Source organism: Veillonella sp. CHU594, assembly GCF_003992265.1.
Lineage (GTDB): Bacteria > Bacillota > Negativicutes > Veillonellales > Veillonellaceae > F0422.
Map to the genome: position 1 here is coordinate 168,836 of NZ_RQVB01000003.1, position 22,774 is coordinate 191,609.

Here is a 22,774-nt window from a genome sequence, read left to right on the forward strand (position 1 = left end):
CCTGTTTATTCTTCTATATCTTCGTCGTCTTTGCTGTTCAACAATATTTCCATGAGTCGATGCAATGAAATGCCTTGCGTATCGTCCTCTTCCTCTAATCTCGCCAATCCATCAATCATGTCCAGTACTGCATGCAACTCTTTTAATTCTTCGTTGTAACTATATCCGAATTGTTTTCGTTCTTCATAAAACTTAATTCGTTGTGCAACCATAAATTTTATTAGTTTATCATGTCTCATTTGATTCGCTCCTTTAACGTTTTATAAACCTCTTCATGGTAACTACCATGTGCCATATTGTGACATTCTCTGCATAGGCATGCTAGATTAGACAAGCGACTGTCACCGCCTCTAGATCTAAATAGAATGTGATGTACTTCTGTTGCAGGTGCTTTACATAATACGCATAAGCCCTCATCACGTTCTATCGCCCATTTCCTTGTTCGCTGATATAATTTATTGTCATCCGCCTTGCTTTTGTTCATCCATCGCCTCCCAATCTTCTAATAGGCTGTTCACTTCCTCTTGTGTTTTTGTTTCTATTCCTAATGCTGTAGCCTCAGATACTAAGCAATCAATGAGCCTTGCCATTTCCTTGGTGTCATAAGTGCTACTGCCATAATAGGCATGTATTACTTTGTATCCGTTTAATTTACTGTTTCCTACATCCTCAACGATCCAACCTATACCATTCGATTGCCATATCTCTGTAAATCGTTCTACAGCCTCCGCCTTGATTGGCATAGGTGTAAAGGCTTGGCAACCTTTGATTGCTTGCCTATACACGTCCTCACGGCTTGTATATGTACCGTGTTTTGATAATTCCTCAGCTATCTTTTGGCATAACACCCAACAATAACTGTTGGCAGTCAGTGACCGTCTTTCACGGTGTAACTTTAATTCTATGTTATACTTTTTATCTTGTTGGATATGATTAAGTACCTCAACCCCTGCGGGCACCATCAACATAGCACCCACTGGAGTTTTGACTATCTGCAAGCTATCAACTTGCCACTTCATAATTAGTAGCCCAATTAAGTAGTGCTTTTAATTCTTCTTCGCTTAATGTTTTGGAATTTTGTTTTCCGAACATCTTCATCATCTGTTCACCAATCGTTTTGTTGTCAATTCCTTTTATTCCCATTTGCTGTTTAATGGAATTAAAATATTCTTCCTTAATTCTTTTTTCTTTAATCGAATTTGTCTCTGGTGCTTTTGCTTTAACTTTTGTTTGCGTTGTATTAGCCGTGTATGCGTCTGTATCTGCGTCCTTGGTATCATCTATGCAGAATAATCCATTCAACGCATACTTCCTCGCATAAGAGGATGTAGCACCAGTGATTTGGCTTGGATCCATTCCCTTTTTATCTAACGGCTCTTTGGCAAATGCACTATTGGCTACCGCTCCACCGTCTGCACCATACAACGTGGCGGTTGCCTTGATGTAATTGTGGTCTCCGATTGTCACAATCTCATCACTGATTACAAGGCACGTATTGGTTTCTTTTAAATGAGGTTTAACTCCCTCCAAAATATCCTCGCAACTGCGGTAGTGGTACTTTCCAAAACTATTGAATTGCCCTTTCGGTGCTTTTAAATTTGATTGGATATAGTTCAATGCACTATAGATACTTGTTGTTCCCATCTATTTCTCATCCTTTCCAATTGTGACCTTTAAACTTGTTGTATCAACTAATCTAGCTCCAGTAACTTCAATGCCCTCTTGTAATGCTTTCTTGATGGCTGTTTTATCTGCCTCTACCTTAGTTTTGATAAACTCGATAGGTAGTGCATTCATATCTGTTACCTCTGTAGATACACCTTTTCTAAACGTTAGCTTGTGCGGACCATATAACATAGTACTTTTGAGGTTGCCCGTTTTCTCTAATTGTTCTTGTAAATATGATTCCAACCATTGAGCCTTATTGTCATAACCTCGTGCGACCTCATCAAGCCGTTTCTTTTCGGCCTTGACGGTCTCAACGTTATACTTATATTCTTTTACCAATGCACAGATATTCTGCACCTTGATGTCGAACTCACCATCAATGGCCTCTAATGTATCTTGGATCATTTGCCAATCTTCCGAACCCATCTCGACCTGCTCCAACATTGTGGCAACTTCTTTGTAATTTTCTGCTAACTCGTATAACTTCATCCTGTCTGTTCCTCCTAGTGCTTTAATTTAAAGTGTGGTATAATTTAATTGTTCATATTTCTGCTCCTTATTTCGGAGCGGTGACCCTCAGTTTTGAGGGTCTTTTTTTATTCCTCTGTTACATAGTCGATTCTGCAATTTTCGGCATCACAATCATATTTGCGTGTCAATTCCTCGATTGCGTTCTCTTGGATTTCTTCAAGGTTTCGACCTCGTACTGCGATATTAAACGGAATCTTGACATACCCCTCCACTGCGTACCACTGTTTCATATACTCACCCCCTTTCGCTGCTAATCTAATTTGCCTAGAGTCCGAAATGCTATTTTGTCGATTTCCATATCTAATTTCTTATGTACTTTCGCCCTAATCTTTTCTATCGCCTCTTCTGTATCGTCTGCCCTCACCTTGACCAACAAAGGAACGCAGGCAATCACGTTGGCCACATATTTGTGTTTTCCTTTCAATGTTTCACCGCCTTTACTTTTAATGTCATACCTGGATGAATAACCCCATCCTTTAAATTATTGTTTAAAATCATGTGGCGAACTACATCTCGTACATCTACTTCCTCGCCTACGGCGTCTTTAGCAATACCCCATAGGGTGTCACCCTCTTGTACTAACACCGTAGTATCGTAATATTCAATTGGTTCTTCTACTGCCTTAAAATATATGCATGCTAGAACTAGTGGAATCATAGCTACTGCTATTACCCTATCCCATCGGATATGGGTTCTTTTTTTTGCCTTTTTCACTTCATCAACTCCTTTATCTTTTCTAAGTACACCCTTGCGATAGGGCATTGATGTGTTAGGTGATATACTGCCATCGAATGAATGTTGAACTCTTCAATGGCCTTGGCGATTACATCACATGGTGGATATAACTCGCCATATAGATATTTCAGAAACGCTCGCTTACTAATGCATAGCCTTTCAGCGAACTGGTCTTGCGTTAATATTATTCCTCGTAGCGAACTTTCAAATTCACTGCGTGGGTTTCTTGCACTTCCGTTCATTTCTGCCACCTCATTTATTTGATATTATGTTGTTAGTAGGCAAGTTGTTCTATTAGATCACCTGCCTCGACCGTGATAACATTCTGAACTTTGAAGAACTTCGCTTTCAATCGGCGGTTCTCTTCTCGTAATCGATTGTTCTCACGTTTTAAATTTTCAAATTCCCAAGGGGTGAACTCTTCACCACCATCAATGAAAGCTTGTACATTCTTGGCACTGTATACCATAGGTTTTACACCCTTGATTGGTACTAGTACCCCTCTATATTTGTAATTCATCAAAGTACTTTTGGAGCAATGGAGCATGTCCATAACTTCCTCGGCTGTGTATGTACGCTTATCACTCATCATCTTCCTCCTCCCATTCAGCCCACTTTTCTATCTCTTCCTTTTTGGCTAACATATCTTCCTCAGCCACATCCCAAAAGTGCCATGCCACCTCATCAGGGACATCGTCAATATGAAGAATGTCACCAACAAAACTTCCATCAAATGGATAGAAAATTCGGCAAGTACTCCATTTATATCCCCAATCCCAATTATTGATTTGTGTAAATGGATACGCATACACCATCACCAGTTCACCAGTAGGGGAGAACTCTCCCCACCAGTCTTTTTGAAATGCAAACCCTTGTTCTACAGTTCTTTCTTCATACTTGACTAATTTGTTGTTCATATTTCTGCTCCTTATTTCAATGTTTCCCATTCCTCTTGCATTTCTAAATATCTTGAGTCGGGTTCGATTCCATAAAATTTAATATATAACTTTGCCTGCATCATGTTTAACTCAAATCCAGTTTTATAAACCTCATCATGTGTTTTTTTGTATTGCTTTAACCATTTTTCAGCATAATGCATATTGTAATCATATTCTTGTTTTACTTTTTCTAAATCAATCATATTTCTACTCCTTATTCACGAAATCTTGAGTCTCGTTCAAAATCACCCAATTCGTAATATACTTTAGCTCTGACAAAAGCAATCAAGCCTAATTGGTCTGCCAATTTATCACCCATTTTAATCGCCTTTTTTAATTCTTCTAAAACATCCATTGCCTCGACATGCATTTCTCTTAATTCTTCATTTTGTTCTTTTGTAAGATTGGTTAATGCCATGTTATTCCTCCTTATTCATTTCCACATATCTCGGATCAGGCTCGAATTGCCCTACCTCAAAATTCATTTCGGCATCTAGCATTGCTAGTGTATATAAAGATTTATAAAATTCATCTTTTGTTTCCATATAAAATCTAAAACAAGTTTCAGCATTATCTACTGCCGATTTATGTCGCTCTTTTAATACTCTTCGCTGTGCTTTTGTTAGTAGGGGGAGTTTAACCCCCTCCCATTTGCTGTGGTCTCCTACTTTCATATTTCTGCTCCTAATTTTTACGCTCCATGAATCAATCTTCTTGCAGCTTGTGCCATCCCATCTATTGCCTTTTCATAAAATCCATCCCACTCATTTTTACTGTAAACTTCTCTCAACACTTGTAATACAAATGAGATATGAGTGCTTTTACAACTAAATGTTTCAAAATCTTCTGCATTAATCAGTAAATTTAATGTGTTGTAAAACTCTTCTGTGTATATAGCTTTTTTGGTTTCCATGTTTGTCATGTTTCTGCTCCTTATTACATCTCACGATAACGTGGGTCTTCTTCAAAATTTCCTAATTCCCAATATGCTTTAGCTTTTGCCAATTCACATTCAACCAATTCAGAATCTTTGCGACTTCTTGTAATTACATAGCTTTTTAAATATGCTTGTGCATCATCGATTGCCTTAATGTGTAAGGCTTTCAATTGTTCATTTTGTTTTTTTGTTAGATTAATTAATTCCATATTTCTGCTCCTTATTATCAGTCTGCTTTATGTAGATTTTTTGATTAAAAAAATATATCCTGCATGTTCAATTTTGGGTTACTTCTTTTCAAAACTTTATATACTTTATTCATCTCTGCTGGAGTAAACTTCCGTATTCCATTTTCTTTATGGTTATAAGTTTGAATGGATAACCCTAGTTTTTCTGCGAACTCTGTTTGAGTTAGCCCTGCTTGCATTCGCAACTTCGCAAGCCTTTTTAATTTCATTGAATCACTCCTTTCTTTGATTCTACCTTTTGTAGATTTATCTTATGTGCTTATTATAAACTACATTTCGTAGAACGTCAAGCATTATTTCTACAAATTGTAGTTTTATTTTTTATTCTACATTATGGTAAATTATCTATATCAATTATTATTGTATGGAGGTCGCCATGAGTTCATTCGGTGCTAGATTGAAAGCACTCCGATTAAGTAAAGGCTTAACTGGTCTTGAATTAGGAGAAATATTAAATGTATCAAATAAAACAATATCAACTTGGGAGAATAACACTCGTGAGCCCAATCAAGAAATGACTTCTGCAATAGCTAAGTTTTTCAACGTATCCACGGACTACCTAATTAACGGTACTACCTCCCCTGCATTCAAGCCTACTCTGTCCGAACGTGATGAAAGGGACATCCAAAAACGGCTCGAACTGCTTATGAATGATTTGGATTCTGAAACGGGTCTTGCTTTCTACAACGGCGATGGTGAGATGGACGATGAAACTAGGGAATTGCTCCGTGCGTCTTTAGAATCTGCACTGCGGATTACTAAATTGAAAGCGAAAGAAAAATTCACACCTAACAAGTATAAGGGATAATATGGATACTTCTGCATATATCAATGAACGGCTAAACGACCAAATTGCATGGTACAGCAAAAAAAGCTCTATAAACAAGAAATATTTCAATAGGTATAAATGGATAGAATTAAGCATTGGGTGTTGTATCACGATTGCTACCTACTATAGTGGACAATATGACTGTTTGCGTATCCTTACAATATTTCTATCCTCTATTCTCGTTGTGATTGTAGCTTTACATGGATTACATAACTTTCATGAGAATTGGATCGAGTACAGAAAAACAGCTGAACTACTGAAAAATGAAAAATACACCTACTTATATAAAGCAGGTGTATATAAAAATCTATCAGATGAAGATAAGTTTATTCTGTTAGTTGAACGTTGCGAATCGATTATTTCCCATGAAAATATAAATTGGGCTAACATCAATAGCGGTTCTAAATGTAAGCAGTAAGTTCTGTATCTTGTGGAACTTCCTCATACGTTCTATCGAACACATCAGGCTTACATGGGTATTCTTCCCCTCGGATTCCTGTAATAATCCAATCCCCAACACTAGCTTGCATTGGTCCCTCTAATGTTTGAATAACCATTTCCTTATCTGTTTGATACGCCTCAATTACTACTGGCTTTTTAACAAACTTCTTTTTCATATATTCACCTCCGATGAAAGGAATTTACATGATTAATATTTTTATTAGCCATGCATGGAAGTATAGCAAAGATTACTATACTATTAAAATTTGGTTAGATGCATCATATTTAGTATACCACAACTATAGTGTACCAGAACATGACCCACTAGACGCAAACAACACAAAAAAATTGAAAGAACAACTTACAGAACAAATACGTCATGCAAGTGTAGTAATTATCATTGCTGGTATGTACACTAATCACAGTTATTGGATTCAACACGAAATTGATGAAGCTGTAAGAATGGGCAAGAAAATTATTGCCATTAAACCTCGTGGAAATACCAATATGCCTACGAATTTGCAAAATGTAGCCCATGAAATAATTAATTGGAATAGCCAATCGTTGCTGTCAGCTATTTATCGATGTACACAATAACAACTAAAGATGTGCCGAAAATAGCCCATTCTTACGAATTTGTTGACCTCAACAAAATGGGCTTTTTAAAGGGGGCGAAATCGACCCCTTTTAAACCCATCGAAATCGACGGGTTTAGAATCTACACATTAAAACTTTAAGGAAGATGTCGTTTGATTAAAGATACAATAAAAAAGCTAGTCAAGAGATACGGTACTCGTGACCCTATCCGACTAGCTAGAGAGATGGATATTCAAATTTTATATTGTGAGTTAGGTAACATAGGCGGTTATTGCATTTACAGTAACCGCATACGGTGTATTTGCGTCAATTCATCTACACCAGATCACCATGTGCCATTTATAGTCGCCCACGAATTAGGGCATATATTCCTACACCCTAACCGCAATACCCCTTATCTACACCATTACACCCATACCAACGTGGATAGGATAGAACGTGAGGCAAATACATTTGCAGTAGAATTACTAATACCCGATGAGTGTATCAACTTCTGTGAATGTCTCACCAGTACCGCCCTTGCAACTGAATATGGAGTACCGTTAGAGTTTACGGATCTAAAGACTTTCAGCCAGTAGGCTTTTATTTTTTACCACTATAAAGAACATATGTTTCATAAATTCAACTATTGGAATATTTCCAATACATGGTATTTGCATTTACTGCAATACCCACTGAAAGGAGCAATCATGGCTAGTTATTCTATATCAACACGTCAAAAAGATAAAGGGTGGCAGGTTATCGTTAGCTACAAAGACCGCTACGGCAAATGGCGTCAAAAAAGCAAGCAGGGTTTCGCCACCAAACGACAGGCGAAAGACTACGGCGATGTGATTGTGAAAGACATCAAAGAGAATTTACTGCTTACTAATAATGAAGAATTGGCCAATATGACGTTCATTGAGTTTACTCGTTTGTACTTTGACGATGTGAAAGATTCGTTGCGACCTAATACAATACTAGCCTATCAAAACTCAATAAAACATCTGCACAAACTCCATTACATCAAGATGAAAGATATAACACCTCAAATGGTGCGTTCTGTGGCTCGTGAAAGCACATTATCTGATAGCACTAAGCATATTATGTATTCGGACAACTTAAAGCGATGTTTACACACGCAATTACGCAATATAATCTTGTTTCAAAAAATCCTGTGTCTTTAACAATAAAAAAAACTCCAGTGCGTAAAAAACTTAAAATTATTACACCTGCGGAATTATCGTCCTATTATTCCTGCGTGGATCCCACATCCATTTATTGCTTAGCCGTCAAAATTTTACAATATACAGGAATGCGTATAGGTGAACTGCTAGGCTTAACATGGGAAGATATAGATTTCGAACAATCCTCGATTTCCATCAATAAGCAATGGGTGCTATTGTCTCAAAAACGAAATTACGGTTTTGGGGAGCTAAAAACTAAAAATAGTACTAGGATCATTCCAATTCCGAACCAATTATTAGAGTTATTAAAAGAATGTAAAGCTACTGTGACTACAGATAGAATTATACCAATTCGTTCACCATCCACTTTACAAACTCATATCGCCTATTATATTAGCGGTCACAGTCCACATGATTTTAGGCACACATACGCCACCACTTTATTGGCAAATGGTGTTGACATTAAAACAGTAGCCACATTATTAGGTGATACTGTAACTACAATCATAAATACATATATACATTATTCGGATGAAATGAGAGATAATGCTCGCTCAGATATTCAAAGAATTTTCGGCTAATTTTATTTTTTTTGCCGTTTCTCTGACGAATAAAAAAAGAACCGCATAAGAATACGGTTTCTTTCACTATCTGACATTTCACTATATTATACCGTATTTTAGGGGATAATGACAATAATTTAAACCCATAATTGGCTTAATTATCCGTTTCTCATAATAAAAAACCACCTACTTATGCAGGTGGTTTTGATACTTCTCGGTGGGTGTCGCTTACCCCACATCTCAATCCTATTTCTAGTTGTGTAGAGGCCACAAATTTTCTACCTCGAGAAGTTCTTTTAAATATTATATCAAAAGTATCACTATGTAGTAAAGACTTCTACTAATCATATAGAAAGTAAATATTCTACCCTCTATGTTTTAATATCTCTTCAGCAGCCCCCAAGATACCTAGCATGGAGTGTTCAAATACGAGTCCGCCTTGCATAAAGATGGTATACGGTGGTCGCACTGGTCCATCTGCGCTGAGTTCGATGGAGGATCCTTGTACAAAGGTTCCACCTGCCATGATGATTTTATCTTCGTAGCCAGGCATATCTCCTGGGATGGGGTGAACATGGGCATCTACAGGGCTATAGGCTTGCATGCCACGGCAGAAGTATTCCATTTCTTCTGGTCCATGTAGATTGATAGCTTGGATTAAGTCAAAGCGTGGTGCATCGACTTTTGGAAATACTTCATATCCCAATAAGGTTCCCACCGCTGCTGTATAGACCGCCCCTTTTAAAGCTTGTAATACTACATGTGGTGCTAAGAATAGTCCTTGGAAGAATAAGCGATATCCCGGTGCGTAGGATCCCATATGGTCTCCTAAGCCTGGAGCTGTTAACTGATACCCCACTTGTTCCACTAGGTCATCTCGACCTACCACGTAGCCACCGGTAGGCGCAATACCGCCACCAGCATTTTTAATGAGAGAGCCTGCCATAATATCGGCTCCTACTTCTAGAGGCTCTCTAGTTTCTGTAAATTCACCATAACAATTATCCACAAAGGTTATAGTTGCAGGATTTACTTCTTTTACAGCTTTCACAATGATACCAATGTCTTCTACAGATAAAGGTTCTCGTGTGCTATACCCTCTAGACCGTTGGATGACCACTACTCGAGTGTCTTTTGTAACAGCTTGGCGAATGCCCTCTAAATCGTAGGTATTATTCACCAAAGGAACTTCTTTATAGATGAAACCTTGCTCTGTTAATGATCCTGGCACATGGCGTGATGCACCAATGACGGATTGCATCGTATCGTATGGTTGTCCTACGGCATAGACGAACTCTTTCCCTTTCGATCCATTGCCCAAGATGGCTTGCAAGGTTGTGGCTAATGCATGAGTACCGGACACGAAATGAGGACGCACGATGGCACGCTCTCCTTTAAATACGTGAGCAAATACTTCGTCTAGTTTCTCACGCCCCACATCATTGTAACCATAGCCACTGGTGCCATTAAAATGATAATCTGAAAGTTGACACTCTTTAAATGCTTCCAGTACTTTTTTTGTATTATATAACGCCACAGGCTCAAATTTTTTGAACTCTTTTTCAGCTAACTCAAGAGCCTGTTGACGGATTTCTTCTACAGTCATTCTATTCCTTTCTATGTATAGAAAACTCAAAACTAGCTTGAACCAGTTCCATAGCTTCCTCATAAATGCTTTCTTCACTGCGATTCGGAGTGATAGAAATCCACTGAATATATGGCATCCTTTTATACCACGTAATTTGCCGCTTTGCAAATTGTCGTGTATGTTGTTGGACTAATTCAATAGCCCGTTCTTTTGAATATTCCCCGTGAAAGTAAGGAATAATCTCTTTATATCCAATGCCTTTGAACGCCTGCGAATCTGGTTTCACGCCAGATTCCAATAGGTGTTCTACTTCCTCGAATAAGCCATCTCGAACCATATACTCTACTCGAAGGTTAATCCGTTCGTATAGTTCTTCCCTGGACCGTTCTAAGCCGATGACAGGACCATGAAAGACTAATCCTTCTTTTGATGGCGTTAATAAGGCATGTCCCTCACCAGCTAAGACACACTCGATCGCACGGTATAGGCGATGTTTATCTTGGAATGGTAACGTCACCCCTTCTTTTTCAGCCAATTCATTGGCATAGGCTTGTAAACCTTCTAATCCAGAGGTGTCAAAAATATTATCTAATTCAAGGCGTAAACTTTCATTGCGAGGGACATCTAAAAAGTCATATCCTTCTAGTAAGGATTGCACATACAGCCCTGTCCCACCGGATAAGATGGGAATCTTCCCCTTTTTGTTAACAGCATCTATGACAGTGTTAGCTTGTGCATTGAACTCTGCCACACTGTACGAGTCATTAGGCTCATGGGTATCGATGAAATAATGAGGCACTCTGTTCAATTCTTCAAGGGTAGGTTTGGCAGTACCAATGGTCAACCCTTTATAGATTTGGTAAGCATCTCCAGATAGTACGGGAGATTGTAAGGTTTCCGCCATCCGCAAGGTAAGGGCTGTTTTCCCTACTGCGGTAGGACCCAAAATAGTGATTAACTGGTTCATCTTACCTCCTTTCATAGATACCATAAGAAATGGAACTATATTTACCACCCACCATTTCTATGGGCGGAATATCTTTGAATAGACGACTGCCTTTGCGTTCTTTAATGACCAAACGTTTCGATTTCTCTAAAGCAAGTTCTACAATCTCTGGAGTTACTTTAGATTCTAGCAAATGCCCACGCCACTGCAGAAATTGAGGACTTTCATAAACAGGATTTTCAAACATAGGATCCAAATAGATAACATCATACCGATTAGATTCTATCTGTTGTAAATACTCCTGATAACTACAAATGACCAATTGAATACGGCGCAACGCCTCTGTTACACTTGGATTTTTATGCTGAAAGTGTCGAAATCCATAATTGGTGATATACCCCAAGATAGGATGTCCTTCAATAGCCGTATGACGTGTTAACTGTGGACAACCATAGCTGATAACAGCACTATCTGAACCTAATCCAGCGGTACAATCTAAAACAGATGTGACCGTTTCATAACCAATAGCTCGTAGCAGATGGTCTGCATGTCCACGGTCAATTTCTAACAAGCGCAAATGTGCCATAGATAGATGAAATTGATGAGGTATTCCCTCTTTTGTTACAAAAGAAGGACCTTCCTTGGTCACTACCAAGGCACCACTGCAGTGATTTGTATCTAGCAATTCTTCAATGGACTGATGCTTTCGTGGCACATAGGGCATTTGCAGGAGTTGACTTAGCTTCTTAGCCTGTTCAATGAGATATGCATTTGTCTTTGAACTTGTGCTAATAAGATACATATTAACTCCGTAAAAATAATTTTCCTAATTCGTCTGGTGTAAATTTAATGATCGTAGGTCGTCCATGAGGACACACATAGGGCTTTTCCGTGCTGAACAGGTCTTGTAGTAAAGCATCAATTTGTACCAAGTTTAGATTATGCCCTGCTTTAATGGCGCCACGACAGGAAGCATAGGCCAACATTTCATGACGTAATTGTGCCGCACTTGGACTTTGATGATCATGCATGTAGGAAAATACGTATTGTAAAATCTCTGGAACTTTGCTTTCAATAATATCCACAGGATGACCATCAATGCGTAAGGAAGTAGGTCCTCCTTGGTCTACTTGGAATCCTAAGTCTAACAATGTATCTCTTTGCTCTTCCGCCAATGTTAATTCTTCCTCGCTAACATCCATGTGCATAGGCATTAATAATTCCTGCATAGGAATGGACTCGGATGATTTGCATAGTTTGTCATACCGCACACGTTCGTGCGCTGCATGTTGGTCGATAATGTATAAATCATCGCCTTTTTTTGCCAAAATATAGCAAGAGGCTACTTGGCCCATAGGAAGTAATCCATGATTAGCTACTGTTTTACTAGCATTAGTATTATATGAATTACTATGATCAGCATCATAGGAACTATCTATACCAAGAGCATCCCCAGTATTAGAATCACCTGCTAGACCTTGTGTTGCACTTAAATATCTCGATACGGATTCATTTCCAGTATGGTTTATATATGGCTCTACAGAACTTGGTACTAAATTAGGCCGTGATTCACGGATAGCTCTGAACCGATCTTTATCCTCTTGGGTATAACTTTTAGGCACAAAGTTTTCATTCACATCTAGGGTTTCGTTAAAGTTAGCTTGCTCATACACAGTGCGCTGTGGCGCTGTATATCCCTTTTGACGAATCGTATCCACGAGAGCCTCTGTTTTTTCACGCATCACTGTAAATCCTTGGGAACGCCCAGTGAATACTTTATCGTAGTCGATAGCTGTAGCAATGGTTTCTTCTTGCTGGCTAGTCCTGTGATGAGTCGGATGTTCTAAGGCTTGTAAAATACTGTTATACACTGCTTTAAAAACCGGCTTATCGTCAGAGAATTTCACTTCACTTTTTCGTGGATGTACATTGATATCTACGGTCCTTGGAGGTACTACAATTTGTAACACTACCAAGGGATAGCCACCCTTCGGTAATAGGGCATGGTACGCCGTATCGATAGCCTTGTAGATAGCTTTGTCGGAAATAACACGTTGGTTTACGATGGTCGTCTGCCATTGACGGCTACTTTTTAGTACTGTTGGCTTACTGACCACACCTTCCACATAAATACCTTCCGTCTCATAAGCAATGGGAAATACATCTTCACTAACTTTAAATCCATAGAGAGCGGCGATAGTATCCACCATCTTATGATTCCCTGGTGTCATGATGGTAACTCGTGTATCAACAATACATTTGAAAGCAATATGGGTGTGGCTCAGTGCCAGTTTGCCAATCATATCTTGAATCTTATTCGCTTCTGTACGAGTAGATTTTAAAAACTTTCTACGAGCTGGGGTGTTATAAAATAAATCTTTCACCTCAATGGAGGTGCCCACCGATGTGCCACATGGATCGCAATCTACCATATGACCACCTTCGATATAAATCCGTGTGCCCATAGTATCCGTTTCCTGACGGGTCCGTAAGGTAAACTTAGATACAGAGGCAATGCTGGCAATCGCTTCACCACGAAAACCTAAAGAGGCAATATCGTATAAATCGTCGGCACTGCGAATTTTACTAGTAGCGTGACGCAATACGGCTAGCCGTGCATCTACTTCGGACATACCGCACCCATTGTCGGTGATACGCATGTATTCGATGCCACCTTCTGCAATTTCTACTTCAATGGAAGTAGCCCCTGCATCGATAGCATTTTCTACTAACTCTTTGATAACAGAGGCAGGGCGTTCTACCACTTCGCCAGCTGCTATCTGATTAATAGTCGTTTCATCTAGGACATGAATGGTTGGCATTACTTGCCACCTCCTTGTTTCGCCTCTTCCTGTAAACGATATAATTCACTGATAGCCTCTATGGGTGTCATACTCATTATGTCTAGCTTTAATAACTGATCCAGAACAGGTTGTGTAAATAAATCACCACTCCCGAATAGAGGGCCTATAACACTTTGTTTTTCTTTTTTCTTAGGCACTGCTTCCGATACCACTTTTCCATCTTCCAAATGAGATAGAATTGTGTTAGCTCGATCTAGAACAGCCTTAGGAAGACCTGCTAATTTAGCCACATGGATACCATAACTGCGGTCTGCTCCACCTTTTACAATGCGGCGCAAAAATAGCACATCATTGCCTTTATCTTTAACGGCCACCGTATAGTTTTTCAGTTTACTATATTGGTCTTCCAGTTCAATCAATTCGTGATAGTGAGTAGCGAACAAACTTTTACAGTGAATGGTTTCACAAATGTGCTCTACCACGGCACGGGCAATGCTAAGGCCATCAAAGGTAGACGTACCACGGCCTATTTCATCGAGGATGACTAGACTGTTGCACGTTGCATGTTCTAGGATATAGGATACTTCTTTCATTTCCACCATGAAAGTACTTTGGCCTGTGGAAATATCATCGCTGGCACCGACGCGGGTAAAAATTCTGTCCACAGGAGCAATGGTGGCTTCTCTAGCAGGAATAAATGAGCCAATTTGCGCCATAATCATGAGCAAAGCCACTTGACGCATATAGGTAGATTTACCTGCCATGTTAGGACCTGTTATGAGGATAAACTCCTCTTCGGAATGGTTCAACACCACATCATTAGGAATGAACAATTCCTGTTTCAGCAAGGTTTCAATCACTGGATGGCGACCATCTTTGATGGAAATCGCCCCATTTGTAACAATAGTAGGACATACATATTTATTAGTAAAGGCCACTTCCCCTAAGCTCAAAATCACGTCTAACTGTGCAATGCCACGAGCCGTTTCTTGAATCTCTTTAATATGTGCTTTAGCAATCAAACGCAAGTCTTGGTACAAAGAATATTCCAACTTTTGAATCTGTTCTTTTGCATTGAGCATTTTTATTTCAAACTCTTTTAGCTCTGGCGTAATATAGCGCTCTGCATTGGTTAAGGTTTGCTTACGAATGAAATAATCTGGTACGAGACCCACTTGCCCTTGGGATACTTCAAAATAGTATCCGAATACTTTATTGTATCCTGTTTTTAGGCGAATCCCTGTAGCCTGTTTCGCCTCTTCTTCTAAGCGATGTAGCCACTCTTGACTATTGGTAGCCAAAGAACGCAATTCATCTAATTCTGCACTGTATCCATCACGGATAACATGACCATCTTTCAACGCCAACGACGGCTGATCCACGATAGCACGTGTTAATAGGTCACATAGGTCATTATGGGTGTGAATCATACTATGACAGTCTTGAAGAATATTAGAGGTACAATGTTGTATTACCTCTTGAATCATCGGTAAGACCCGCAAAGATTCTCGCAAGGAGGCAAAATCTCTAGGAGATACACTCCCCGTTTCTACACGGCTTAGAATGCGTTCAAAATCATAAACTGATGTCAGTAAAGAACGCAGTTGACTGCGCATGGTTGGATTATCAATAGATTCACCTATGCCCATTTGACGGCGCACGATGCGATGGATATCCATTAAAGGATGTTCAATCCACTGTTTCAACATGCGAGCCCCCATAGGGGTTAATGTTTTATCTAGTACATCTAGGAGCGTACCTTTTTTAGATCCATCTCGAACATTTCTTGTAATCTCCAAATGGCGCAAACAAGATGTGTCCAATATCATGCGGTCTCCAACAGATAGTTGGTGCACATAATTAATGTGAGACGTATCTGTTTTAATAATATCTTGTAAATAGAGAATGACATAACCTAAGGCTTCTAATACATCTTCTTCTAGCAAGCCAGCATCAGAAAAATGTTCACGACCTTTTAGACGAATACTATCCATAGTTTCTGCAGGCGTGAACGGAGATAAGGCTATGCCTGACATTTGACGTGTCAAAAAATCTTGGATACTAGTAGGTAATTCACTACTATCAGCTAGGATAAGCTCTTTTGGTTGGTACATAGTGAAAGCATCAAATAAAGAACTTTCACTAGAACTATCCATACGTTCCCAAATCACTTCACCAGTAGTGATATCTGTGAACAACACAATGCGCTGCCCCCCTGTTTCATAGGTCAAGGCTAAGAAATTATTTTCCCCATCTTTTGTACCGTTTTCACTGAGTACTGTACCTGGTGTGATAACCCGGATCACATCACGTTTTACGATTCCCTTTGCCTCTTTAGGATCTTCTACTTGTTCACAAATGGCTACTTTGTAGCCTTTACTGATGAGTTTTTCAATATAGGATTCTGCAGAATGGAAAGGAACGCCACACATAGGAGCTTTATCTTCTTCACCCGCATTGCGACCTGTTAAGGTAATATTCAATTCTCGTGATGCGGTGATAGCATCGTCGTAAAAAAGCTCATAAAAGTCACCTAACCGAAAAAATAATAGTTCCTTTTCATAGCGAGCTTTAATACTAAAATACTGCTCCATCATAGGCGTTTGTTTCTTGCCCATCCTGCTAACTCCTTTCTATAGTACAGTGCCGTATAATACCCACGTTTGCCCTTTATCGATACGTACATCGATGGTATCCCCAATTTTTAGAGATTCTTGTTTAGGGAATAGGACCATTTTATTGCCCGATGTACGACCAAACCACATGTTTTCATCGGTACGACTAGGTCCTTCTACAATAATATCGTACACCTTACCTTCCATGGCTTGGTTCAACTCGAGGGAAATCTCGTTTTGCACGTCCATTAAGGCTTGTAAACGAACACGTTTCACTTCCTCAGGCACTTGTTCTTCAAACTCCGCTGCTGGTGTACCAGAGCGTTTGGAATAAATGAAAGTAAATGCCATATCATAGCGTACGTCTTTCAATAATTGCAATGTTTGTTGGAAATCTTCCTCTGTTTCTCCAGGGAAACCCACAATAATATCTGTAGTGATAGTAACTCCATCGATTTTTTTACGGCAATATTGCAACAAATCTTTATATTGTTCCACAGAATAATGACGATTCATGCGTTTCAAAATATTGTCAGATCCAGACTGCACTGGTAAATGCAACTGCGTCACAATATTAGAAGAACGACCTAAGGCATCTACCATGCCTTTCGTCATATCTTGGGGATGGCTTGTCATATAACGAATACGCTCAATACCTGGTATGCCATCTAAGGCATCTACTAAAGTACCAAAGTCTGTACCATCTTTAAAATCCAAACCATAGGAGTTTACATTTTGTCCCAACAAAGTGACTTCTTTAAAGCCCTTTTCACCTAGTTCACGCACATCCTTCACAATGGCCTCTACAGGACGGCTAATTTCACGGCCCCGCACATGAGGTACGATACAGTAGGTACAGAACTTATTACAACCATTCATAATTGGTACCCACGCAAAGAAAGTACCATTTGGTTTCGCCGCCAGTTCTGGTAATACAGTGTTATCCATTTCTACATTGACTTGGCGTTTTTTCGTACGTTGCACTTCTTTTACCATTTCATTGATATGTTGGATATTATGCGTACCCAATACAATATCAATATGAGGTGCTCGTTTGAACATATCCGCTTGGTTTTTTTGTGCCATACAGCCAGTGATGGCAATGATTAAGTTTTTATTCTTTTCTTTCAAATGCTTTAACTCGCCAATACGGCCATAAATTTTATTTTCCGCTGTTTCACGAACGCAACAAGTATTTAAAATAATCAAATCCGATGAATCTACATCTTCTGTAGGTACATATCCAACAGACTCTAATTGATGTGCCAATCGTTCTGAATCACTTTCATTCATTTGGCAACCATATGTATAAATATAGTATGACTTCATATTACTCCTTATGCTTGTATTTTACTTTTGATGGCTCAATGGTGCCACCTACCTTAATGGCAAGCCTTTCGATAGACATGCCTGTAATATATTCAATTTCTTGACGTATCGTTTTTTGCAAGGTATCCATGATTTCCTTTACCACGAATCCTAGCATAACGGTAACGTCAATTTGTAAGATTAAACCATTAGTGACTTCTTTACTTTTCTTAATGTCCATACTGCGTACATCTGTCACACCTGGAGATTTTTCAATGCTATTCCTGATGAGTGCTTGAATCACTGCATCTTCAAAAACTAGTTTTCCATAATAGCTAAAAGCTGGACGGATAACAGATTTTTCCCATCCTTCATCTTGTTTCGAAGATAATCTAGTTCTTCGCCAGAAAGATTTAATAGGGTCAATTAAAAAGCCTTTAAAATGAGGCTTCAATTCAACAGTTGGAACGGGAATAATATGCTTTCCTTCCTTTAATCTAGCGTGTTGTGCTTTTTCAATATCTTTCGGGGTGGCTACATCTTCAATATGGATATAATAGGACGGCCCAGGGATGCCGAGGGCTTTTGTAATTTTTCCAATCATATTTTCCGACGTACCTAATATCATAAGGCGTTCTGGTTGAATTTCATCTAGCGCTTTTCTTACGCTTTCTACCTGTTTTTTATCCTGAAAGATAGCACGTCGAACTGCTTTAATGCGATTTTCTTCTTTTTTTGCAGAAAAACCACCTACAATGCGATTATTATGAATTAAAATTCCATCATCAATGATACAAGATGCGTGATGTTCATGTGCCACCACCAATGCTCTATGACTTTTACCTGTTCCGCTAGGGCCAATAAATGCGATTACATCCATACTACACCTCTATGCGCCTTGTAAGGCTTTCATAAAATTAGCTACCCACTCATGTTGTATTTCGTATTCTCCAAGACCGATACTTTCAGGGAAACGATCTTGAATGCCATGAAAGTCGGATCCACCAGATATTAACAATCCTCGAGTCTCTGCAATCTTGCGATATTTAGTACTATCCTTGGTGGAATGACTAGAATGATACACCTCGATACCATCAAATGGTAGGTCTAGTAACTCATTCACATAGGTATCATTCTCTACTAGTTTCGGGTGTGCAAGTACAGCTATACCACCAGCACGATGAATCAAATCAATGGCTTGTTGAGGCTCATACTTTTCTTTTGGTACAAAGCAAGGACCTTTTGGGTTTAACATCGTATCAAAGGCTTCTCCTACGGTTTCCACATACCCATGAGCAATAAGTAATTGCGCAATATGAGGGCGTCCAAAGGACACTGCATCAGTGAATGTATTTACTAATTCCTCGTAGGAAATATCATAGCCTGCGTCCGCACATTTATCTACCATTTTATGAATTCTAGAGCGTCGCACTTCTTTAAAATGAGAAATATAATCCTGTAGTTCTGGATGATCTAAGGAAAACTGATATCCCAACACATGAACTTCTTTTTCATGGTAATAGGTACTAAACTCGCAACCATGAAAGATTTGAATCCCTGTTCTATCATTTGCCGTTAATTGCGCATAGGCTCCTACTTCATCGTGATCTGTAATAGAAATAGCTTGTAAATGTTTTTCCTTTGCTAATGCCACCAAATCTCTTGGCATATATGTACCATCTGATACATTCGTATGCATGTGGAAATCGACTAACATAGACTTTCCTTTCTTAACGATTTTGTTCTTTCATACGGCGCTGAATATCACGTTTTGCATCACGTTCCGCCATATCTTGTCGTTTATCATAATTTTTCTTACCTGTTACAAGGCCAATAGTGACTTTAACATATCCATGACTATAGTGAAAGTTCAAGGGAATCAAAGAATAACCTTTTTCTTTTACTTGCCCTAATAATTTATGAATCTCCCGTTTATGCATAAGCAATTTACGTGTCCGTTCTGGCTCATGATTAAATTGATTGCCTTGCTCGTATTTACTGATATGCACTTGGTATAGGAAAAGTTCCCCATTTTCAATGCGACAAAAACTGTCTTTTAAATTGATGCGCCCAGCTCGAATGGATTTCACTTCCGTTCCCGTAAGGGCAATCCCTGCTTCATAGGTTTCATGAATGTGAAAGTCATGCCTAGCTTTGCGATTATCTACAATTAATGCATTGTTATCTTTCGCCATTACCGTTTCCTCTGTTTCTTTCCTTTTTTATGATTACTTTTTTTGTGTATCGTTTCATAAAATGCTGTTTTCTTTTTTGTATCCAACTTGCGTAGCATTCGCTCTACCGCTTTCGTGGTACCTGTCGTTTCTATTATATCATGAGTTTGTCTATCTCGACTTTTTCGTTTCTCTTCTTTTTGCTTCCTATAGGATTTTCTATTTCCCCGTTTTGGTTTTGAATGTGACTCTTCACGACTTTGTCCTCGCCGTAAGTATCCATCAATGGATTCCACTTCACCAATGACAAAATCGATTTGGCGAAGCTCTGTATCAGCTTTAATTAATGTTACTGTCACCGGTGTACCTAAGTGATATTCCTTTCCACTTCGTCTACCATAGGCCATATAATGTGGCTCGTCAAAGACATAATGGTCATCATCCATTAAATTATACGGTACTAAACCATCTACCCCATTATTAAGTTCAATAAATAAACCAAAGGCAGTAATTGAACTTACATGTCCCTCGAAACTTTCACCAACATATTGTGCCATATACTGAACCTTTTTCATATCCAAAGTTTCTCGTTCTGCTTCTGTAGCGATTTGTTCACGCTCTGAGCAATGACTGGCACTATGTGTTAAATAGGACTCATCAGCAATCGGCGCGAGTCGTTTTGGTTTGCCTTCTAAGACATAGCGCAATAGTCGATGAATCATCAAATCTGGATAGCGACGGATAGGTGATGTAAAATGGGTATACGTAGAAGAGGCTAGACCAAAGTGTCCCATATTCTCCGAACTGTATTTTGCTTGTTGCATAGAACGAAGTACCATGATTTGTACTACAGGTTCAATCTCTGTACTAGCCACAGATTGTAATAATTCCTCAATATGCTTAGGCTCAACCTTGGTCGGCAGTTTTACAGGATACCCTGCATGGTGTAATACCGTAATAAGTTGTTCTAACTTCGTATCTTTTGGTTCTTCATGAATACGATACACAGAGGTATCTAACCGTTCACTAAGAAATGTAGCTACCGTTTCATTGGCTAATAACATACATTGTTCGATTAATTTTTCCGCAATGGTTCTATCTTTTCGTACGATTCTTTGCGGTATGCCCGTAGTATCTAAAAGAACTTTATATTCTGGGATTTCAAAACTTATGGCCCCTGCTTGTTGACGCATTTTCATTAATTGGTATGCCAATGTTTTTAGGGTCCTCACCATTGCCATGAGTGGTGCCAAATCATCAGGAATGATATTCTCTTCTAAGGCTAAGTAGATTTCCTTATAGCTACAACGACGAGTGATATGAATAATGGATGGCTTTATGGAATAGCGCAACACTTTACCTTGAGGACTTACTTCCATAATACAGGACATGGCATAGCGATCTTCCTTGGCTTGTAAGGAACAAATACCGTTTGATAGTTCCACTGGTAACATAGGGATGACACGATCCACCAAATACACACTAGTGCCACGGCGGTATGCCTCTTGGTCAATGATTGATCCAGCTGGCACGTAGTGGCTGACGTCTGCAATATGAACCCCCAATTCAATATTGCCATTATCCAATACTTTCGCATGCACAGCATCATCTAAATCCTTTGCATCTTCTCCATCGATGGTGATCATTTCTTGGTGTCGTAAATCTAAACGGTCTGCATCATCAGTAACTGTGAAAGAAATCTTCCGGGCCTCTTCTTGCACATCTTTTGGAAACTCTTTTGGCAAATTAAAGGTAGCCATCACTGACAAGACATCTAAATCTGGGGTAGAACTATCCCCTACAATTTCTACAATTTTTCCTTCTGCTTTACGATTTTCTTCTGGCCAAGCCGTTATTTCAACCACTACAGTGGCCCCGCTTCTAGCATCTAAAGTAGCTTCTAAAGGAATATAAATATCATCCCCTAATCGTTCATTATGGGGTGTCACAAAACCACTTTTCGTAAGTCGTTCAAATATACCCACTACACGAGTTGTATTTCGAGTCACAACACGACGAATAATGCCTTCTGGATTTCGTTCATTAGTGCCTTTTCGTTTAATACTATATTCTACTTCATCATCATGCATAGCTGTACCTGCACAACCATTGGGAATGAATACATCTGGCAAATTACCTTCCGAAGGCATAACAAATCCAAAGCCTTTTTTACTTGCCTTATAAATTCCTATTAGGTGAGGGTCCTCTGTTTTTTGATAGGTTCCATATTCACCGTCTTTAATACGAATGCATCCTTCTTCTTCTAGCTTATGTAACATAGAAAAATAAGCTTGAATCTCCTCATCTTTATAACCCAAGATGAAAGGCACATCTTCTATATGATAAGACTCTGGCCAAATATCTCTAAAAAATCCTAAAATTTCTTCTCTCATAGTACCTCAATATATCTATAAAAAAAACCTACCATAGGGTAGGATTTTTTATGTATTAATAAGAACTTAACACTAAATCTAAAGCTAAACTAACTAATACGAATAAAGTAGCAAGAACCACCGTGCAACGTGATAAGAATCCATCTACACCACGCTCTTTACCTCCGAACACGGAATCTGCTGCGCCAGAAACAGCACCGCCCATACCAGCACTTTTACCAGTTTGTGCTACTACTACCACAATTAAAAGAATAGAAATAATAATTTCAACAACCATTAAAAAATCTCTCATG

Annotated in this window: 33 protein-coding genes; 6 read left to right on the forward strand and 27 right to left on the reverse strand. The window is 39.0% G+C overall.

Annotated elements, in window-relative coordinates; translation table 11 throughout:
* Positions 1–5: 5 nt before the first annotated feature.
* From EO111_RS02605 to EO111_RS02670, 15 genes are all read right to left on the reverse strand, one after another.
* On the reverse strand, positions 6–239 hold the full coding sequence (locus EO111_RS02605) for a hypothetical protein (protein WP_127010541.1): 234 nt from the start codon (positions 237–239) through the stop codon (positions 6–8).
* Complete coding sequence (locus EO111_RS02610; RefSeq protein ID WP_127010543.1) at positions 236–484, reverse strand: HNH endonuclease; 249 nt, start codon at positions 482–484, stop codon at positions 236–238. Before EO111_RS02610 ends, EO111_RS02605 begins: the two co-directional genes overlap by 4 nt.
* On the reverse strand, positions 462–1,019 hold the full coding sequence (locus EO111_RS02615; protein WP_127010545.1) for a hypothetical protein: 558 nt from the start codon (positions 1,017–1,019) through the stop codon (positions 462–464). Before EO111_RS02615 ends, EO111_RS02610 begins: the two co-directional genes overlap by 23 nt.
* Positions 1,003–1,644 (reverse strand): ERF family protein, encoded by a 642-nt coding sequence (locus EO111_RS02620; protein WP_127010547.1) that lies wholly within the window; start codon positions 1,642–1,644, stop codon positions 1,003–1,005. The genes EO111_RS02615 and EO111_RS02620 overlap by 17 nt, the downstream gene beginning before the upstream one ends.
* Complete coding sequence (locus tag EO111_RS02625; RefSeq protein WP_127010549.1) at positions 1,645–2,157, reverse strand: siphovirus Gp157 family protein; 513 nt, start codon at positions 2,155–2,157, stop codon at positions 1,645–1,647.
* Positions 2,158–2,264: 107 nt separating this feature from the next.
* Positions 2,265–2,429 (reverse strand): hypothetical protein, encoded by a 165-nt coding sequence (locus EO111_RS08295; RefSeq protein ID WP_164727591.1) that lies wholly within the window; start codon positions 2,427–2,429, stop codon positions 2,265–2,267.
* Between the two features lie 190 nt (positions 2,430–2,619).
* A complete protein-coding gene (locus tag EO111_RS02630; RefSeq protein ID WP_164727592.1) occupies positions 2,620–2,913 on the reverse strand; it encodes a LysM domain-containing protein in 294 nt (97 codons plus the stop codon).
* A 295-nt stretch (positions 2,914–3,208) separates the two neighbouring features.
* Entirely contained in the window at positions 3,209–3,523 is a 315-nt protein-coding gene (locus EO111_RS02635) for a helix-turn-helix domain-containing protein (protein WP_127010553.1), read from the reverse strand.
* Entirely contained in the window at positions 3,516–3,851 is a 336-nt protein-coding gene (locus EO111_RS02640; protein ID WP_127010555.1) for a hypothetical protein, read from the reverse strand. The genes EO111_RS02635 and EO111_RS02640 overlap by 8 nt, the downstream gene beginning before the upstream one ends.
* 11 nt (positions 3,852–3,862) lie before the next feature.
* Positions 3,863–4,075, reverse strand: a complete 213-nt coding sequence (locus EO111_RS02645; protein WP_127010556.1) for a hypothetical protein — start codon at positions 4,073–4,075, stop codon at positions 3,863–3,865.
* 11 nt (positions 4,076–4,086) lie between these two features.
* Positions 4,087–4,290 carry a hypothetical protein gene (locus EO111_RS02650; protein WP_127010558.1) on the reverse strand — a complete coding sequence of 68 codons (204 nt, stop codon included), beginning with the start codon at positions 4,288–4,290 and terminating at the stop codon, positions 4,087–4,089.
* A 1-nt stretch (position 4,291) separates the two neighbouring features.
* A complete protein-coding gene (locus EO111_RS02655) occupies positions 4,292–4,546 on the reverse strand; it encodes a hypothetical protein (protein ID WP_127010560.1) in 255 nt (84 codons plus the stop codon).
* Between the two features lie 17 nt (positions 4,547–4,563).
* Positions 4,564–4,794 carry a hypothetical protein gene (locus tag EO111_RS02660; RefSeq protein ID WP_127010562.1) on the reverse strand — a complete coding sequence of 77 codons (231 nt, stop codon included), beginning with the start codon at positions 4,792–4,794 and terminating at the stop codon, positions 4,564–4,566.
* 14 nt (positions 4,795–4,808) lie between these two features.
* Positions 4,809–5,018, reverse strand: a complete 210-nt coding sequence (locus EO111_RS02665; RefSeq protein WP_127010564.1) for a hypothetical protein — start codon at positions 5,016–5,018, stop codon at positions 4,809–4,811.
* 44 nt (positions 5,019–5,062) lie between these two features.
* A complete protein-coding gene (locus EO111_RS02670; protein ID WP_127010566.1) occupies positions 5,063–5,266 on the reverse strand; it encodes a helix-turn-helix transcriptional regulator in 204 nt (67 codons plus the stop codon).
* Positions 5,267–5,433: 167 nt separating this feature from the next.
* Between EO111_RS02670 and EO111_RS02675 the strand changes: the two genes are divergently transcribed.
* On the forward strand, positions 5,434–5,865 hold the full coding sequence (locus tag EO111_RS02675; protein ID WP_164727593.1) for a helix-turn-helix domain-containing protein: 432 nt from the start codon (positions 5,434–5,436) through the stop codon (positions 5,863–5,865).
* 1 nt (position 5,866) lies between these two features.
* On the forward strand, positions 5,867–6,304 hold the full coding sequence (locus EO111_RS02680) for a DUF4231 domain-containing protein (protein ID WP_127010569.1): 438 nt from the start codon (positions 5,867–5,869) through the stop codon (positions 6,302–6,304).
* Here the strand turns inward: EO111_RS02680 and EO111_RS02685 are convergent.
* Complete coding sequence (locus EO111_RS02685; protein ID WP_127010571.1) at positions 6,288–6,503, reverse strand: hypothetical protein; 216 nt, start codon at positions 6,501–6,503, stop codon at positions 6,288–6,290. The genes EO111_RS02680 and EO111_RS02685 overlap by 17 nt on opposite strands.
* A gap of 28 nt (positions 6,504–6,531) precedes the next feature.
* Between EO111_RS02685 and EO111_RS02690 the strand changes: the two genes are divergently transcribed.
* The 4 genes from EO111_RS02690 (at position 6,532) to EO111_RS02705 (ending at position 8,671) form a co-directional block, all read left to right on the forward strand.
* Complete coding sequence (locus EO111_RS02690; protein WP_206168933.1) at positions 6,532–6,924, forward strand: TIR domain-containing protein; 393 nt, start codon at positions 6,532–6,534, stop codon at positions 6,922–6,924.
* A 224-nt stretch (positions 6,925–7,148) separates the two neighbouring features.
* Complete coding sequence (locus EO111_RS08445) at positions 7,149–7,502, forward strand: ImmA/IrrE family metallo-endopeptidase (RefSeq protein WP_371413121.1); 354 nt, start codon at positions 7,149–7,151, stop codon at positions 7,500–7,502.
* A 111-nt stretch (positions 7,503–7,613) separates the two neighbouring features.
* Entirely contained in the window at positions 7,614–8,090 is a 477-nt protein-coding gene (locus tag EO111_RS02700) for an Arm DNA-binding domain-containing protein (protein WP_164727594.1), read from the forward strand.
* Complete coding sequence (locus EO111_RS02705; RefSeq protein WP_164727595.1) at positions 8,081–8,671, forward strand: site-specific integrase; 591 nt, start codon at positions 8,081–8,083, stop codon at positions 8,669–8,671. The genes EO111_RS02700 and EO111_RS02705 overlap by 10 nt, the downstream gene beginning before the upstream one ends.
* A gap of 346 nt (positions 8,672–9,017) precedes the next feature.
* Here EO111_RS02705 and EO111_RS02710 read toward each other — a convergent pair whose 3' ends face one another.
* The 11 genes from EO111_RS02710 to secG are packed head-to-tail and all read right to left on the reverse strand — an operon-like array spanning position 9,018 to position 22,773.
* Positions 9,018–10,259 carry a methionine gamma-lyase family protein gene (locus EO111_RS02710; RefSeq protein WP_126940326.1) on the reverse strand — a complete coding sequence of 414 codons (1,242 nt, stop codon included), beginning with the start codon at positions 10,257–10,259 and terminating at the stop codon, positions 9,018–9,020.
* Between the two features lies 1 nt (position 10,260).
* A complete protein-coding gene (gene miaA / locus EO111_RS02715) occupies positions 10,261–11,208 on the reverse strand; it encodes a tRNA (adenosine(37)-N6)-dimethylallyltransferase MiaA (protein ID WP_126940327.1) in 948 nt (315 codons plus the stop codon).
* Between the two features lies 1 nt (position 11,209).
* Positions 11,210–11,989 carry a class I SAM-dependent methyltransferase gene (locus EO111_RS02720; RefSeq protein ID WP_126940328.1) on the reverse strand — a complete coding sequence of 260 codons (780 nt, stop codon included), beginning with the start codon at positions 11,987–11,989 and terminating at the stop codon, positions 11,210–11,212.
* A gap of 1 nt (position 11,990) precedes the next feature.
* On the reverse strand, positions 11,991–14,009 hold the full coding sequence (mutL, locus tag EO111_RS02725; protein WP_126940329.1) for a DNA mismatch repair endonuclease MutL: 2,019 nt from the start codon (positions 14,007–14,009) through the stop codon (positions 11,991–11,993).
* Positions 14,009–16,609 carry a DNA mismatch repair protein MutS gene (mutS, locus tag EO111_RS02730; RefSeq protein ID WP_126940330.1) on the reverse strand — a complete coding sequence of 867 codons (2,601 nt, stop codon included), beginning with the start codon at positions 16,607–16,609 and terminating at the stop codon, positions 14,009–14,011. The genes mutL and mutS overlap by 1 nt, the downstream gene beginning before the upstream one ends.
* A 15-nt stretch (positions 16,610–16,624) precedes the next feature.
* Positions 16,625–17,935: a tRNA (N6-isopentenyl adenosine(37)-C2)-methylthiotransferase MiaB gene (miaB, locus tag EO111_RS02735; RefSeq protein ID WP_126940331.1), complete on the reverse strand. Its 1,311-nt coding sequence runs from the start codon at positions 17,933–17,935 to the stop codon at positions 16,625–16,627.
* Between the two features lies 1 nt (position 17,936).
* Positions 17,937–18,794, reverse strand: a complete 858-nt coding sequence (locus tag EO111_RS02740) for a hypothetical protein (protein ID WP_009352777.1) — start codon at positions 18,792–18,794, stop codon at positions 17,937–17,939.
* Between the two features lie 9 nt (positions 18,795–18,803).
* A complete protein-coding gene (locus EO111_RS02745; protein ID WP_127010580.1) occupies positions 18,804–19,631 on the reverse strand; it encodes a PHP domain-containing protein in 828 nt (275 codons plus the stop codon).
* Positions 19,632–19,644: 13 nt separating this feature from the next.
* Positions 19,645–20,109 carry an SsrA-binding protein SmpB gene (gene smpB, locus EO111_RS02750; RefSeq protein ID WP_126939072.1) on the reverse strand — a complete coding sequence of 155 codons (465 nt, stop codon included), beginning with the start codon at positions 20,107–20,109 and terminating at the stop codon, positions 19,645–19,647.
* Positions 20,109–22,481, reverse strand: coding sequence for a ribonuclease R (rnr, locus tag EO111_RS02755; protein WP_127010582.1), 2,373 nt, complete (start codon positions 22,479–22,481; stop codon positions 20,109–20,111). Before rnr ends, smpB begins: the two co-directional genes overlap by 1 nt.
* Before the next feature lie 55 nt (positions 22,482–22,536).
* Positions 22,537–22,773: a preprotein translocase subunit SecG gene (gene secG, locus EO111_RS02760; RefSeq protein WP_127010584.1), complete on the reverse strand. Its 237-nt coding sequence runs from the start codon at positions 22,771–22,773 to the stop codon at positions 22,537–22,539.
* Between the last annotated feature and the right edge of the window lies 1 nt (position 22,774).